Below are 14579 nucleotides of genomic sequence, written 5' to 3'. Positions count from 1 at the left end.
CGGGCTCAATGCACCAACCCGCAACCCCCACCCTTTCAGCCTGAGCCTGTCGAAGGCCGCCCCTACCGGTACATCGCCTCGATCTGCGCCGCGTACTTCTGCTGCACCAGCTTGCGCTTGAGCTTCATGGTCGGCGTGAGTTCTTCGTCTTCCGCCGTGAGCTGGGTGTCAAGCAGAAAGAACCTCTTGATCTGCTCCACGCGGGCGAACTGTGTGTTCACGCGGTCGATCTCGGCCTGGATCAGGTCCTGCACCTCGCGCGCGCGTGTCAGGCTGGCGTAGTTGGAAAACGGCACGTCGTTGTCCTGCGCGAACTTCTCGACGTTCTCCTGGTCGATCATGATGATCACCGTCAGATACGGCAGCTTGTCGCCGATGACGACCGCGTCCGTCACGTAGGGGCTGAACTTGAGCTCGTTCTCCAGCTCGCTGGGCGTGATGTTCTTGCCGCCGGCCGTGATGATGATGTCCTTCATGCGGTCGGTGATGCGCAGGTAGCCGTCGGCATCGATGTTGCCCACGTCGCCCGTGTGCAGCCAGCCATCGGCGTCGATGGTCTCCGCCGTCTTCTCTGGCAGGTTGAGGTAGCCCTTGAAGACGTTGGGGCCGCGCACCAGGATCTCGCCGGTGGCGGGGTCGATGCGCACTTCGTTGTAGGCGGCCGCAGGGCCGATGGAGCCGGGCTTGATCCGGCTGGCCGGCACGCCGGTGGCGGCGCCGCAGGTCTCGGTCATGCCCCAGACCTCCAGCATCGGCACGCCCAGCGCCAGGTACCACTTCACCAGCTCGGGCGATATGGGCGCAGCGCCCGTGACGAGAAAACGCGCGCGGTGGATGCCGATGAGCTTGCGCACGTTGTTGAGTGCGAGGAGGCGGGCGATGTGAAACTGCAGCTTGAGCCCACTGCCCACGTCCTCGCCCGCCAGCACCTTGTCGGCAATGCGCGTGCCCACGCCGATGGACCAGGCGTAGGCCGCCTGCTGCAGCCGCGTCGATTCCTTGAGCGCGATCATCACGCCCGAGTAGAACTTCTCCCACACTCGCGGCACGGCGGTGAACACGGTGGGCGCGATCTCGCGCACATTCTCGGGCACGGTGTCGGGGTTCTCGACGAAGTTCAGGCGCGAGCCGGTGTAGAGCGAAAAGTACTCGCCGCCCATGCGCTCGGCAATGTGGCACAGGGGCAGGAAGCACATGGCCTCGTCGTCCTCGGTGCGCGAAATCAGCGTGTTGTAGCCGCGCACGGTGTAGGTCAGCGCGGCGTGCGTGTGCATGGCGCCCTTGGGCTTGCCGGTGGTGCCCGAGGTGTAGACGAGGATGGCCACGTCTTCGGGCTGGCACGACTGCACGCGGCGCATGAGTGCGTCGGGGTTCTGCTGGTTCCAGTCGCGGCCCAGCTCGCGCAGTGCGGCCAGGCTGATGACGCCAGGGTCCTGCAAACCGCGCAGGCCTTCCATGTCGAACACGACGATCTTGCGCAGCAGCGGCAGGCTGGCGCGCACCTCCAGTGCCTTGTCGAGCTGCTCGTCGTCCTCGACGAACAACACCGTGGTGGCGGAATCCTCGCTCAGGTAGTGCACCTGCGCGGCCGCATCGGTGGGGTAGATGCCGTTGGCCACGCCGCCGCAGCTGAGCACGGCCAGGTCGGCCAGCACCCATTCGATGTTGGTGCTGGACAGGATGGACGCGCAGTCTCCGCGCGCAAAGCCCAGGGCCATGAGTCCGCCCGCGATGTCGCGCACGGCCTCGGCGGTCTGGTCCCAGGTCCAGCTCTTCCAGATGCCCAGCTCCTTTTGCCGCATCCACACGTTGGAGCCGCGCAGAGCCACGGCGTTCCAGAACATGGCGGAGATGGTGCTGCCGGCCAGCACGTCGGTGCCGGCGGGCTGGATGTGATCGAGGTCCCAGAGGTTAGACATGTGAGCTCATCTCCAGGTCTTTTTCTTTTTCCACCGCCGCTCACCACGCACGCCTTCGTCCTTCATGCCCAGATAGAACTCCTTGATGTCGTCCTTCTCGCGCAGGCGCTCGCAGCTGTCTTCCATCACGATGCGGCCGTTCTCCAGCACGTAGCCGTAGTCCGATGCGTTGAGCGCCATGTTGGCGTTCTGCTCCACCAGCAGGATGGTGGTGCCGCGCTCTCGGTTGATGCGCACCACGATCTCGAAGATCTCCTTGGTGAGCTTCGGGGAGAGGCCCAGGCTGGGCTCGTCCAGCAGGATCAATTCCGGTGCAGCCATGAGAGCGCGTGAGATGGCCAGCATCTGCTGCTGGCCGCCCGAGAGCAGGCCAGCGTCCTGGCCGGCGCGCTCGCGCAGGATGGGGAAGTAGCCGAACACCGTCTCGATGTCGCGCGCCACCGCGTCGCCATCGCCGCGGGTGTAGGCGCCCATCAGCAGGTTGTCGCGCACCGACAGCAGGGGGAACACCTCGCGCCCTTCGGGCACGTGCATCAGGCCCTTGCGCACGATGGCGGCCGGGTCGCGGGCGGTGATGTCCTGGCCCTGGAATTCGATGGAGCCCTTGCGCGGATCGATGATGCCGCTGATGGTCTTGAGGATGGTGGTCTTGCCCGCGCCGTTGCTGCCCAGCACGGCCGCGATCTCGCCGCGCCGCACCTGCAGGCTCACGCCCCGGATGGCCTTGATGGGGCCGTAGGCGCTTTCCACGTTCTGCAGGCGCAGCAGGGGCTGGTCGGCCGTTGCGGGAGGCGCGGCGGTGGCGGTCAGCACGGCGCTCATGCCCGCACTCCCTGGCTGGACCCTGCCGGGCGGCGCAGGTTGCTCACATCGTCGATGGTGCCCAGGTAGGCCTCGATGACGCCGGGGTGCGACTGCACCTCGCGCGGCGTGCCCATGGCGACCACCTCGCCCTGGTTCATGGCCAGCACGCGGTCGGACACCTTGGAGACCAGCGACATGTCGTGCTCCACCATCAGCACCGTGATGCCCAGTTCGTGCTGGATGTCCTGGATCCAGAAGGCCATGTCGTCGGTTTCTTCCACGTTCAGGCCCGACGAAGGCTCGTCGAGCAGCAGCAGCTGGGGCTCGGTGCACAGGGCGCGGGCCAGCTCGACCACCTTGCGCACGCCGTACGGCAGGCCGGCCACCATGGTGTCGCGGTAGTGCTGCAGGTCCAGGAAGTCGATGACCTGCTCGGCCTTTTCGCGCGCCAGAATCTCGCCTTCGCGGACCTTGCGGGTGAAGAACATCTCGGCCCACAGGCTGCTGTGCTGCTGCGTGTGGCGGCCGATCAGCAGGTTGTGCAGCACGCTCGCGTGCTCGAAGAGCTCGATGTTCTGGAAGGTGCGCGCTATCCCCAGGCCTGCCACCTTGTGGGGCGGCTGGTCGGTCAGCGGCAGCATGGCGCCCCCCGGGCCGGCGTAGGCGATGGTGCCGGTGGTGGGCGTGTAGATGCGGCTGATGAGGTTGAACACCGTGGTCTTGCCCGCACCGTTGGGGCCGATGAGGGTGAACACCTCGCCACGCCGTACGTCGAAGCTCACGTTGTTGACCGCCAGCACGCCGCCGAAGCGCACGCTGAGGTTCTGGGCACTGAGCAGAATGTCCCTGCCGTTCATGGGCAAAGCAGCGTTGGTCATTCAGCCATCCATTTCACTGATGCACAGGCGTTCACCGCGCTCGGCCCAAGCCAGTGCCTCCGTGCAAGGGCCGCCCCGCCGCACCGGGGGCGTCCCCCTCCCGCATTGCGCAGCAATGCGAGAGAGGGGGAAGGCGCGAAGCGACTCAGGGGGTGTTTCATTTCAGCCTGTCCGACTTCTGGAACGTTTTTTGTCGCTTGAACATCCCCTTGCGGTAGAACGGGAACATCTGCAGCCAGGTGCGCACCTTGAGCCAACGGCCGTAGAGGCCCATGGGCTCGAACAGCACGAAGGCGATCAGCACCGCGCCGTACACCACGGCCTGCAGTCCCGGCGCCTGGCCGATGGCGGCGGGCAGCCAGTCCTTGGAGAGCGAGATCAGCTGGGGCATGGAGATCAGGAAGATGGCGCCCAGGAAGGCGCCGTGCACCGAGCCCAGGCCGCCGATCACGATCATGAGCAGCAGGTCGATGGACTGCAGGATGTTGAACTGGTCCGGCGAGATGAACTGCAGCTTGTGCGCATACAGCGCGCCGCCCACGCCGGCCAGCGCCGCCGAGAGCGAGAACGAAAGGGTCTTGTAGCGCGCCAGGTGAATGCCCATGCTCTGCGCCGATATCTCCGAGTCGCGGATCGCCACGAAGGCCCGCCCCGTGGGCGAGCGCAGCAGGTTCAGGATGGCCAGCGTGCTGACCACAGCAACACCCAAGCACAGGAAGTAGAACGACTCGGTGGACTCGAACGAGTACCCGAACATCTGCGGCGGCACCAGGTGCTTGCCGGAGTTGCCGCCCGTCACCGACTCCCAGCGTGCAAACACTTCCTCGACGATGAATCCGAACGACAGCGTGGCCATGCCCAGGTAGATGCCCTTGACGCGCAGCGCCGGCAGACCCACCACCACGCCCACGGCGGCCGACAGCCCCGCCGCGCAGGCCAGCGACAGCGCAAACGGCCAGCCCATGCCCGTGAGCACCGCCTGCGTGTACGCCCCAACCCCCAGAAAGGCCGCGTGCCCCAACGAGAACAGCCCGGTGAAGCCCGCCAGCAGCATGAGACCCAGGCCCACGATGGCGTAGATCAGCACGAAAGTGAGCTGCGCCAGCCAGTATTCGGGCGCGACCCAGGGCGCTGCGATGAGCGCCAGGCACAACAGGCTGTACCAGAACACATGGCCGCCATGTTTGGCCAGGCGCAGGTCTTGTTCGTAGCTGGTCTTGAAGATGAATCTCATGCGGTCACACCTTCTTGCGCAGCTTTTCGCCAAAGAGACCGTTGGGTTTGACCATCAGCATGATCAGCACCACGATGTACGCCGCCGTGTCCTTGAAGCCGTCGGGCAGATAGAAGCCCGATAGCGACTCGACGATGCCGATGACCAGACCCCCCACGATGGCGCCGGGCAGGCTGCCAAAGCCGCCCACCACAGCGGCCGGGAAGGCCTTGAGGCCGATCAGCCCCATGTTGGCATGCACGAAGGTAATGGGCGCCAGCAGCAGGCCTGCCACCGCCGCCACGGCGGCGGCCAGGCCCCAAGCCAGGCCGTTGAGCCGCTGCACCGGAATGCCCATGTAGTAGGCGGCCAGCTGGTTCTGCGACGAGGCCTGCATGGCGATACCGAGCTTGCTGTAGCGGAACATCGCGAACAGCACCACGCACAGCACGGCGGTGGCGCCGATCACCACCAGCTGCTCGGCGTTGAGCACCAGCGCGCCCAGGCGAAAGGACATGTCCTTGTACGGAACGGGCAGGGTGTGCGTCTCGGTGCCGATGTTGGGGATCATGGTCACCAGGCCGCGCAGCACGTAGCCTATGCCGATGGTCAGCATGACGATGGAGAACGCAGGCTGGCCGAGTATGGGGCGGATCACCGCGCGTTCGAGCACCGTGCCGAACAGCCCCATGGCCGCGATGCTCGCCAGCACCGCCACCCAGAAGGGAAAGCCCAGCACCGTCATGAGCGCCAGGCCGCAGAAGGCGCCCAGCATCATGAGTTCGCCCTGCGCGAAGCTCACGGTCTCCGTGGCCTTGTAGATGAGCACGAAGCCCAACGCGATCAGCCCGTAGATGCATCCCTGCGAAACGCCGCTGACCAACAGTTGGACAAATTGCACCCTGGGTCTCCAGAATATTTTTACAAAGCGATTGCTTTGCATAAATAATGCTGCCTGCGCATGGGGCGCACTGCACTCGGGGCTAACCCTGATGGTGCGGTGCTGGCAGGAGCCAGGCTCCAGTGCGCTGCAGGTCGCGGCGGATATTGACGCAGCACCGCACCCTGCGCAATAGGAATAACGTCGGGGTGCCGCAGCGCCGGGCCACAGGAGAACTGCATGTCCGTAGAGGTTCAGACGCAAGACCGTGTCACGCTGGTGACATTGCACCGCCCCGATGTACGCAACGCCGTGGACGCCGCTACCGCGCAGGCACTGCACGCGGCTTTCGTCGCGTTCGAGCATGACGATGCGGCCGACGTGGCGGTGTTCAACGGCGCGGGCGGGCACTTCTGCGCAGGTTGGGACCTGCAGTCAGGTGCGCGCATGCTGGCCGATGGAGTGTCGCCCGAGGCGCTGGCGCAGTCCCTTGACTTCACCGCCGCCGCCGTGGAGCCGCCCGGGCCCATGGGCCCCAGCCGCCTGCTCCTGTCCAAGCCGGTGATCGCCGCCATCAGCGGTGCGGCCGTGGCCGGCGGCATGGAGCTGGCACTGTGGTGCGATCTGCGGGTGATGGAAGAAGACGCGTACTTCGGTGTGTTCTGCCGGCGCTTCGGCGTGCCGCTGATCGACGGAGGCACGGTGCGGCTGCCGCGCCTCGTGGGCCTGTCGCATGCGCTGGACCTGATCCTCACGGGGCGCAAGGTAGAGGCCGCCGAAGCGCTGCGCATTGGGCTGTGCAACCGCGTGGTGCCCGGCGGCCAGGCGCTGCAGGCCGCCATGGCGCTGGCGCGCGAGATTGCCGCGTTCCCGCAAGCCACGCTGCGCGCAGACCGATCGAGTGCGCTGGCAGCCGAAGGCCTGGGGCTGCAGGAGGCCTTGCTGCGTGAATGGGCTGGCGGGCGCACATGCCTGTCCGAGGCCCTGCGCGGCGCCGCCCGATTCACCCAGGGGCAGGGTCGTCACGGAAAGTTTTGATAAAAATGCTTGCTACCGCTTGCGGATAAAGCGCTGGCAGCTATAAAATTGGTAGCATTTCGGCGCAGGTAGCCTGGCAGGCTGAAAGCCCGCAACACCAAAAGCCGCCCAGGAGACGCATGAGCAAGTCCATTTCCCACAGTCCCGCCGCGCCTGCGTATGAGCAGCGCGAATTCGAGCCCGAGTTCATCGCCGGGCTCAAGGCCATCTTCGAAGAGAAGATCGTGTTCAACCAGGTGCTGGGCCTGAAGATCACCAGCCTGCGGCCCGATGGCGTGACGGGCCGCATCGACATGAAGCCCGATCTGGTGGGGCACTACGCATACAACCGCATTCACGGTGGCGTGATCAGCGCGGGGCTTGACGCCATGGGCGGCCTGGCCGTGATGGCGGCCATCGGTGCCAAGCACCTGGACGAGCCGCCGGACCAGCGCCTGCACCGCTTCGCCAAGCTGGGCACCATCGACCTGCGCATCGACTACCTGCGCCCGGGCATCGGCAGCCATTTCGAGCTGCGCGCCAACGTGCTGCGCCTGGGCTCGCGCGTGGCCAGCACGCGCATGGAGTTCCTGGGGCCGGACGGGCAGATCATGTCGGCCGGAGCGGCGGCGTACATCGTGTCGTAGGCGGGCGAGCGCGCGCGCAACTCGCCCCGCTTGCACCGGTGCGCGGCTGCGGGCCTGCACAGCGTCCGGATGTGTGATCCCGCAAGGCTTGCAAGTGCATGCAACGAGAGAACCGTTTGGTTACGGTTCTTGCGTAACGAAGGCATCTTTCCCTACACGCGGTCCCTACGATGACTTCTTTTCAAGGAGATCTGATGGCCGTGCAAAACCCCTTCTTTGGCAAGCGTGAACCCGAGTCGTTCCAACCCCGCCACAGCGCCACCACTTCCACACCCAACCCGACCACCGCTGCCGGGCTGACCGGCACGGCAGCCTCCAGCGCAGTCAATGCGCAGTCCCTGTCGGGCGCTGCGGCCAAGTCCTCCAGCGACACCACGGGCAGCAAGCTCACTGTCGGCCCCAACATCAAGCTCAAGGGTGTCGAGATCACCGATTGCGACACGCTGGTGGTTGAAGGCACGGTCGAAGCGACGATGGATTCCCGCGTGATCCAGATCTCCGAGAACGGCGCCTTCCGGGGCTCAGCAGAGATCGATATCGCCGAGATCCACGGCGAGTTCAATGGCACGCTCACCGTGCGCCAGAAGCTCGTGATCTACAGCTCGGGCAAGGTCAACGGCAAGATCCGCTACGGCAAGCTCGTGGTGGAAGAGGGCGGCCAGTTGGCGGGCGAGATCGAAGCAGGGTTTGCCAATGGCGCGTCGAGCGCACAGCGCTCTGCATCGGCACCGCTGCGGGCCGAGCCCACCGCCATGGCGGCCTGATCGGCCTGCTGCAGATTCGCCGCCTTCACCTTCGAGGGGCAGGCGGCTCGCCGGGTTGTGACCCACGGCCATCGTGTCCTGCCGGTTCCGTGAATTGCGTCACGGGCCGGCATCGGTGGCCAGTGTGCCGGCCCGTGGTGGGTGGGCATCGGTTTGTAGAATTTCTGCGTCGTTCTACACGGCGCGTTCTGCGCCCCTTTTTTCCATGCCACGAACACTTCTCGCCGCGTGCCTGGTGCTAGCTTGTGCCAGTGCGTGGGCGCAGACCGAGCCGTCCGAGCCGCCTCGGCGCATGCGCCAGCCCGTGCAGCGCGATGCCGCGCAGCCCATCGCGCCCGTGCCGCCCGCGGCAAGCACCCTGGTCCCGTTCGTGGACGCCCACGTGCACCTCAACAGCCTGCCGATGCAGCTGGAGCTGATGCAGCGCTGGGGCGCCAGCCACGCCGTGGTGTTCTGGGGTGGCCGCAGCAGCAACGAGTCCGTGGCCGAGGCCGCGCGCCAACACCCCGGTGTGCTGATCCCGTTTGCGTCGATATCGCCCGAGCGCACGGCCTATCGCCCGCAGTGGGAGCAGCCGCACGGAGATGAACTCCTGAAGCAGCTGGATGCGATGCTGGCCACCGGCCTCTACAAGGGCATCGGCGAAATCTCGGTGGCGCATTTCCCGTCCGGCGGGTTCGCGGAAACCGACTTCGCGGTGAACGGGCCGATGATGACCGGCATCCTCACGCTGGCCCGCAAACACAAGGTGCCGGTGATGGTGCACGTGGAAAGCACGCGCATGGCCGAGCTGTCGCAGTTGCTGCAGCGATTCGCGGATGTGCCGGTGATCTGGGCGCACGGCGGGTACACGCCGTTGTTCCTGGCGCGGCGCATGCTGGAGCAGCACCCGAATCTCTATTACGAACTCAGTGCGCGCACCTGGCCGCACCATCCCCGCTCGCCGGACTACACCATCCTGCGCGACGGGACGCGTGCCTGGCCTGAATGGCTGCAGCTCATCGAGGACATGCCGGACCGCTTCTTGGTGGGCACCGATGCCAGCCACCGCTCGGCATCGAGCGACGCCATGAAGTACGCGAGCGTGCAGAGTTTCCTGGCCCAGTTGCCGCCGTCCGCGCGCGAGCAGGTGGCGCGGGGCACGTTGTTCAAGCTGGTGGGGATCAGCCCCTGAGCGATGGGGCGGGCCGGGTGCTGGGGACGGCCCGGTGCACAAAGGGGGCGAGCCGGCCCTAGGCAGCGTCGGCGGCCGGCTGCGCGAGCTTGGGCACGGGCCGGGGGCGTCCTTGCTCGTCGATGGCCACGTACGTCAGGCGCGCCTCCGTCACCTTCACGTAGCGCCCCTGGTCGGCAAAGCGCTCGGCGTACACCTCCACCTCCACCGTGATCGACGTATTGCCCACGCGCGTGATCGCAGAGCAGAACGAGAGGATGTCGCCCACCCGCACGGGCTGCTTGAAGATGAATTCATTGACAGCCACCGTGGCCATCCGGCCCTGCACGTAGCGCGCGGGCAGCACGGAGCCGGCCAGGTCCACCTGCGCCATCACCCAGCCGCCGAAGATGTCACCGTTGGCGTTGCAGTCTGCGGGCATGGGGATGACCTTGAGCACCAGTTCCTTGTCTGTGGGCAATGCGGCGGGTGGTGGGCTGAAGATGACAGACATGGGCAAAATCCCGGGTAGATAAAAAACAACCGGAATTGTCCCCCATGCGCCGCACCGGCGAAGCCACCTCCCCCCTTCCCACTCACCCAGGCACCGCCGCAGCAGCTTCCGCGCAGTCCGACTGGTCCACGCTCTCGCGCCTGTTTCCCTATCTTTGGCAGTACAAGTGGCGCGTGCTCGCGGCCCTGCTGTTCATGGTCGGGGCCAAGGTTGCCAATGTGAGCGTGCCGCTCTTGCTCAAGAACCTGGTCGATGCGATGAGCATCAAGCCTGGCGACCCCACGGCGGTGCTGGTGGTGCCCGTGGGGCTGCTGGTGGCGTACGGGCTGCTGCGCCTGTCGACGTCGCTGTTCACCGAATTGCGCGAGCTGGTGTTCTCGCGCGCCACGCAAGGCGCCACGCGCAGCATCGCGCTGGCCACGTTCGAGCATCTGCACGCGCTGAGCCTGCGCTTTCACCTGGAGCGACAGACCGGCGGCATGACGCGCGACATCGAGCGCGGCGTGAAGGGCATCGAGTCGCTGATCTCGTACTCGCTCTACAGCATCGTGCCCACGCTGATCGAGGTGGCGCTGGTGCTCACCATCCTGGCCGTGAAGTTCGATGCGTGGTTCGCCTGGATCACGGTGCTGGCGCTGGCCTGCTACATCGTCTTCACCGTCACCGTCACCGAATGGCGTACCAAATACCGGCGCGAGGCCAACGAGCTCGATTCGGCCGCGCACACCAAGGCCGTGGATTCGCTGCTGAACTACGAGACGGTCAAGTACTTCAACAACGAGGCTTTCGAGGCCCGGCGCTACGACGACAGCCTGGACCGCTATCGCCAGTCGCGCATCAAGGCGCAGTTCACGCTGTCGCTGCTCAACACCGGGCAGCAGCTCATCATCGCCACGGCCCTGGTCGCGATGCTGTGGCGCGCCACGCAGGGCGTGGCGGCGGGCAGCATGACGCTGGGCGACCTCGTCATGGTCAATGCCTACATGATCCAGCTGTACATCCCGCTCAACTTCCTGGGGGTGATCTACCGCGAGATCAAGCAGAACCTGACCGACCTGGACAAGATGTTCCGACTGCTAGACCGCGAGCGCGAAGTGGCCGACGCGCCGGGGGCCCTGCCACTGGCGGGGCTTGCAGAGCCCACCGTGCGCTTCGAGGATGTGCAGTTCGCCTACGACCCCCAGGCTGGCCGCACCATCCTGCATGGCGTGAGCTTCGAGATCCCGGCCGGCAAGACCGTGGCGGTGGTGGGGCCCTCGGGCTCGGGCAAGTCCACGCTGGCGCGCCTGCTGTTTCGCTTCTACGACATCCAGCAGGGCCGCATCACCATCGCGGGCCAGGAGATCCGCAGCGTGACGCAAGCCAGCGTGCGCCAGGCGATTGGCATCGTGCCCCAGGACACGGTGCTCTTCAACGACACGGTCGCCTACAACATCGCCTATGGCCGGCCGGGCGCCAGCCAGGCCGAGATCGAGTCCGCGGCCCGCGCCGCGCGCATCCACGACTTCATCGCCAGCACGCCGCTGGGTTACGCCACCATGGTGGGCGAGCGCGGGCTCAAGCTGTCGGGCGGCGAGAAGCAGCGCGTGGCCATCGCGCGCACGCTGCTGAAAGACCCGCCCATCCTCATCTTCGACGAGGCCACCTCGGCGCTGGACTCGGCCAACGAGCGCGCCATCCAGGCCGAACTGCAGGGCGTGGCGCAGAACAAGACCACGCTGGTGATCGCGCACCGCCTGTCCACGGTGGTCGATGCGCACGAGATCCTGGTGATGGAGGCGGGCCGCATCCTTGAGCGCGGCACGCATGCACAACTGCTGGCGCAGCGCGGGCGGTATGCGAGCATGTGGGCGCTGCAGAATGAGAGTTCCCCCTGAGGCGCTGCGCGCCATCCCCCTGAGGGGGGCGCCACCGGTGGCCCGGCAAAGCCGGTTCCACGGTGGCGCTGGCGGGGCTGGGCTCGTTGCATGCGCTGTGGGGGGCTGGCCGATGCTGGTGCTGCGTGCCCCTTGTTCTGTTCAAGCCATTGATTCTTGTTTTTTGGTTCCATCTGTTCCATCTGCTCCCATGAAACCTGTCCTGCTTGCCCTCATGTTCCTGTCCGAAGAGCACCGCGCCCAGATGGCGCGGTCGTTCGAGGTGATCTACGCGCCGGATGCGGCTCAGGCGGCTGCCGCCATGACAGAGCACGGGACGCGTGTCACCGTGGTGTTGACCATCGGTGCCACGGGACTGAGCGCCGCGCAGATCGATGCCCTGCCCGCGTTGTCGCTCATCTGCGCGCTGGGTGCGGGCTACGAGAACATCGCGGTGGCGCATGCCAAGGCGCGCGGCATCGTGGTGGCCAATGGTGCCGGCACGAATGACGACTGCGTGGCTGACCACGCCTTCGGCCTGCTGATCGCCACGGTGCGCGGCATTCCCAGGCTCGACGGCCTCACGCGCCAGGGCGTGTGGCGAACGGCGCTGCCGCTGCCGCCCAACGTGTCGCACAAGCGCCTGGGCATCATCGGCCTGGGCACCATCGGCAAGAAGATCGCGCAGCGGGCGCTGGGCTTCGAGATGGAGGTGGGCTATCACAACCGCAGTGCGCGTGCCGATGTGCCCTACCGCTACTTTGCCGACGTGGCGGCGCTGGCCGAATGGGCAGACTTTCTGGTCGTGGCCACGCCTGGAGGCGCCGGCACGCAGCACCTGGTCAACGCGCAGGTGCTGCAGGCCCTGGGGCCTGGCGGCCACGTCGTCAACATCGCGCGCGGCAGCGTGATCGACACCGCTGCGCTCGCCCAGGCCCTGCGCGACGGCACCATCGCGGGCGCGGGCCTGGACGTGTACGAGAGCGAGCCTGCGCCGCCGGCTGAACTGATCGACCTGGACACCGTGGTGCTCACCCCCCACGTGGCCGGCTGGTCGCCCGAGGCGGTGCAGGCGTCTGTGGACCGCTTCCTGGAGAACGCGCGCCGACACCTCGCGGGCGAGGTGCCGGTGTCGCCGATCTGATTTTTGCATCTAAATAGCCTCTAACGTTTCCTTTCTAGGTGCTAGTAGCTATCAAAATCGGAGTGATGAAGGGATAGTCATGGATTTGAAAGCCCTGCAAGCGCGCCTGCGAGACTTCGCGGCCGCGCGAGATTGGCGATCTTTCCACTCGCCCAAGAACCTGGCAATGGCGCTGATGGTGGAGGCGGCGGAATTGCTGGAGCTGTTCCAGTGGCTGACCACGGAGCAGTCGAACACGCTCACGCGCAATGCGGCGGACAAGGAACGCGTGGGCGACGAGATCGCCGATGTGCTGTTGTATCTGCTGCAACTGGCCGATTGCACGGGCGTGGATGTGGAAGATGCGGTGGAGCGGAAGATGCGCAAGAACGCGGAAAAATACCCGGCCAAACACCCAGAGAAGGCCGCGCCCGGACCGAAGGGGCATCTGCTCATCGACTGGGAAAACGTGCAACCGTCCGGGGAAGAGCTGAGAGAGCTGGTGCCTCAGGGAACCGACGTCTGGCTGTTCCACGGACCCAGGCAGAAAGTAGACGCCTCAAGCCACTTGCAGGCATATGGTCCCAGCAGGGTCACTCTGATTCCCCGACCAGACGTGACTAAAAAGAACGCACTGGATTTTCAACTGAGCTATTACATAGGCTACATCTCTGCCCGCCAGCCGCAGGAACGGTTCGTTGTAGTGTCGAACGACACAGGCTACGACCCCATGCTGGAGCATGCCCGCGAGTTGGGCTTTGATGCATGGCGATGCGAGGTCCGCAAGTTACCGCGCGTGGCCAAGTCAAAACCCAGTGCGATGCCGCCCGAAATTCCGGCGCTAGACCCGGTGCCTGCTGATGTACAGCCTGCATCCAGTGCAATTGAGGCGGCCCTTGTGCAACAACTCGCTGAAAACGCAGGCTCGAATCTGCGTTTCATTCCCCTCGCTAAGCGTCCTCGGGAACAGGATGCGGTGTTGGCTTACTTCCGGCTTTTCATTGCGCAGGACGTTAAGGACAAAGACGGGCTTGCCCGGAGCGCCTGGAAGCTACTCGTTGATCGGGGCGACCTGCTGGCGCAACAGTTCGTCTTGCCCGTTCCACCTCAGCCAGCATTGCCTAAAGTGGCTGCAACGGCTAAGAAGGCCGCCCTGGCCGCGCCTGTTGAGCAAGCTACTCCACCATCGCCGATGCGAAGCAAGTCAACCACCAAGGGGCTCGCGCTAGCTAGAAACTCCAGCTCCACCTCGAGTTCCAAAGCTACTCGCCAAGACGTGCAACGGCTTGCGGAATTGCTGCAAACCATGCCATTGGTGCAGCGGCCTGTGCGCAAGGACGCCTTGTTGGCGTTGCTCCAGGTCTTTCTAGGAGAAATAGGCGCGGTATCGCCCCGGGTTGCCGGTGCTCTGGCGCAGTTGCAGGCGCTCAAGCACGTCGTGCTCAAAGGAAATGGGGTGAGTTACCCGGCCGGTCCCGCAGCGCCAAAGAAGCACGTAGCCCCAGCCCAAAAGATGGCTACGCCGACAAAGACAACCCCTGACAAGGTGGCTCCCCAGCCCAAGGCAGCGCAGATTGCCCAGGCAGTGCTCGCCAGCCTGAAGAAGATGCCTAAGAACAGGCCCACGCGTAGAACGGGTCTGCTCAAGTTCATCGAGACGCATGCAACCAGGGCCGCCGACCCCAAAGCCATGGCGCAGTTGGTCTGCACATTGTTGGAGGCTCGCAAAGAAGTGGCGCCTTCGCTGGGCGGTAGCGGTCTCATTTATCCCAAACTACAAGGAAAAAAAGCTTCCAGCGATTGATGTACAA

General features: G+C 65.5%; 13 protein-coding genes and 1 pseudogene. 8 read left to right on the top strand and 6 right to left on the bottom strand.

Annotated features, from left to right (window positions below; genetic code table 11):
- Positions 1-62 precede the first annotated feature (62 nt).
- The 5 genes from KW835_RS03800 to KW835_RS03780 all read right to left on the bottom strand — a co-directional run bounded on the left by KW835_RS03800 (position 63) and on the right by KW835_RS03780 (position 5715).
- Positions 63-1919 carry a long-chain fatty acid--CoA ligase gene (locus tag KW835_RS03800; protein ID WP_218380926.1) on the bottom strand — a complete coding sequence of 619 codons (1857 nt, stop codon included), beginning with the start codon at positions 1917-1919 and terminating at the stop codon, positions 63-65.
- Between the two features lie 6 nt (positions 1920-1925).
- Positions 1926-2741 (bottom strand): ABC transporter ATP-binding protein, encoded by an 816-nt coding sequence (locus tag KW835_RS03795; RefSeq protein ID WP_218380925.1) that lies wholly within the window; start codon positions 2739-2741, stop codon positions 1926-1928.
- The gene (locus tag KW835_RS03790; protein WP_255593218.1) at positions 2738-3601 is read right to left on the bottom strand and encodes an ABC transporter ATP-binding protein; all 864 of its coding nucleotides are present in this window, start codon (positions 3599-3601) and stop codon (positions 2738-2740) included. Before KW835_RS03790 ends, KW835_RS03795 begins: the two co-directional genes overlap by 4 nt.
- A gap of 157 nt (positions 3602-3758) precedes the next feature.
- Complete coding sequence (locus KW835_RS03785; protein WP_218380924.1) at positions 3759-4835, bottom strand: branched-chain amino acid ABC transporter permease; 1077 nt, start codon at positions 4833-4835, stop codon at positions 3759-3761.
- A gap of 4 nt (positions 4836-4839) precedes the next feature.
- Positions 4840-5715: a branched-chain amino acid ABC transporter permease gene (locus KW835_RS03780; protein WP_218380923.1), complete on the bottom strand. Its 876-nt coding sequence runs from the start codon at positions 5713-5715 to the stop codon at positions 4840-4842.
- Positions 5716-5934: 219 nt separating this feature from the next.
- Between KW835_RS03780 and KW835_RS03775 the strand changes: the two genes are divergently transcribed.
- The 4 genes from KW835_RS03775 (at position 5935) to KW835_RS03760 (ending at position 9296) form a co-directional block, all read left to right on the top strand.
- On the top strand, positions 5935-6732 hold the full coding sequence (locus tag KW835_RS03775; protein ID WP_218380922.1) for a crotonase/enoyl-CoA hydratase family protein: 798 nt from the start codon (positions 5935-5937) through the stop codon (positions 6730-6732).
- A 119-nt stretch (positions 6733-6851) separates the two neighbouring features.
- Positions 6852-7358, top strand: coding sequence for a thioesterase family protein (locus tag KW835_RS03770; RefSeq protein WP_218380921.1), 507 nt, complete (start codon positions 6852-6854; stop codon positions 7356-7358).
- 194 nt (positions 7359-7552) lie between these two features.
- Positions 7553-8122, top strand: a complete 570-nt coding sequence (locus KW835_RS03765; RefSeq protein WP_218380920.1) for a polymer-forming cytoskeletal protein — start codon at positions 7553-7555, stop codon at positions 8120-8122.
- Positions 8123-8327: 205 nt separating this feature from the next.
- On the top strand, positions 8328-9296 hold the full coding sequence (locus tag KW835_RS03760; protein ID WP_218380919.1) for an amidohydrolase family protein: 969 nt from the start codon (positions 8328-8330) through the stop codon (positions 9294-9296).
- A 58-nt stretch (positions 9297-9354) separates the two neighbouring features.
- On the opposite strand, the gene KW835_RS03755 is transcribed toward KW835_RS03760, so the two are convergent.
- Positions 9355-9789: an acyl-CoA thioesterase gene (locus tag KW835_RS03755; RefSeq protein WP_218380918.1), complete on the bottom strand. Its 435-nt coding sequence runs from the start codon at positions 9787-9789 to the stop codon at positions 9355-9357.
- Positions 9790-9833: 44 nt separating this feature from the next.
- Here KW835_RS03755 and KW835_RS03750 point away from each other — a divergent pair, with 44 nt between their 5' ends.
- The 4 genes and pseudogenes from KW835_RS03750 (at position 9834) to KW835_RS03740 (ending at position 14572) form a co-directional block, all read left to right on the top strand.
- Positions 9834-11666 carry an ABC transporter ATP-binding protein/permease gene (locus KW835_RS03750; RefSeq protein WP_218380917.1) on the top strand — a complete coding sequence of 611 codons (1833 nt, stop codon included), beginning with the start codon at positions 9834-9836 and terminating at the stop codon, positions 11664-11666.
- A gap of 190 nt (positions 11667-11856) precedes the next feature.
- Positions 11857-12789 carry a 2-hydroxyacid dehydrogenase gene (locus tag KW835_RS03745; protein WP_218380916.1) on the top strand — a complete coding sequence of 311 codons (933 nt, stop codon included), beginning with the start codon at positions 11857-11859 and terminating at the stop codon, positions 12787-12789.
- 79 nt (positions 12790-12868) lie between these two features.
- A pseudogene (locus KW835_RS26760) lies at positions 12869-13174 on the top strand (nucleotide pyrophosphohydrolase); the annotation flags it as partial.
- Positions 13148-14572, top strand: coding sequence for a PIN domain-containing protein (locus tag KW835_RS03740; protein WP_255593270.1), 1425 nt, complete (start codon positions 13148-13150; stop codon positions 14570-14572). The pseudogene KW835_RS26760 and the gene KW835_RS03740, both read left to right, overlap by 27 nt.
- The last annotated feature ends 7 nt before the right edge of the window (positions 14573-14579 follow it).

The sequence above is a fragment of the Acidovorax sp. sic0104 genome, assembly GCF_019219095.1.
In the GTDB taxonomy this organism is placed as follows: domain Bacteria; phylum Pseudomonadota; class Gammaproteobacteria; order Burkholderiales; family Burkholderiaceae_C; genus Acidovorax.
Note: the sequence above shows the minus strand (reverse complement) of the source record. Positions and strands in the feature narration are given on the sequence as shown.

What these genes read in the sequence shown, in the direction of transcription:
- KW835_RS03760 (WP_218380919.1), top strand. Translation starts at nt 8,328, where the DNA reads ATGCCACGAACACTTCTCGCCGCGTGCCTGGTGCTAGCTTGTGCCAGT.
- KW835_RS03775 (WP_218380922.1), top strand. Translation starts at nt 5,935, where the DNA reads ATGTCCGTAGAGGTTCAGACGCAAGACCGTGTCACGCTGGTGACATTG.
- KW835_RS03785 (WP_218380924.1), bottom strand. Translation starts at nt 4,835, where the DNA reads ATGAGATTCATCTTCAAGACCAGCTACGAACAAGACCTGCGCCTGGCC.
- KW835_RS03750 (WP_218380917.1), top strand. Translation starts at nt 9,834, where the DNA reads ATGCGCCGCACCGGCGAAGCCACCTCCCCCCTTCCCACTCACCCAGGC.
- KW835_RS03745 (WP_218380916.1), top strand. Translation starts at nt 11,857, where the DNA reads ATGAAACCTGTCCTGCTTGCCCTCATGTTCCTGTCCGAAGAGCACCGC.
- KW835_RS03765 (WP_218380920.1), top strand. Translation starts at nt 7,553, where the DNA reads ATGGCCGTGCAAAACCCCTTCTTTGGCAAGCGTGAACCCGAGTCGTTC.
- KW835_RS03795 (WP_218380925.1), bottom strand. Translation starts at nt 2,741, where the DNA reads ATGAGCGCCGTGCTGACCGCCACCGCCGCGCCTCCCGCAACGGCCGAC.
- KW835_RS03790 (WP_255593218.1), bottom strand. Translation starts at nt 3,601, where the DNA reads ATGACCAACGCTGCTTTGCCCATGAACGGCAGGGACATTCTGCTCAGT.
- KW835_RS03740 (WP_255593270.1), top strand. Translation starts at nt 13,148, where the DNA reads ATGCGCAAGAACGCGGAAAAATACCCGGCCAAACACCCAGAGAAGGCC.
- KW835_RS03800 (WP_218380926.1), bottom strand. Translation starts at nt 1,919, where the DNA reads ATGTCTAACCTCTGGGACCTCGATCACATCCAGCCCGCCGGCACCGAC.
- KW835_RS03755 (WP_218380918.1), bottom strand. Translation starts at nt 9,789, where the DNA reads ATGTCTGTCATCTTCAGCCCACCACCCGCCGCATTGCCCACAGACAAG.
- KW835_RS03770 (WP_218380921.1), top strand. Translation starts at nt 6,852, where the DNA reads ATGAGCAAGTCCATTTCCCACAGTCCCGCCGCGCCTGCGTATGAGCAG.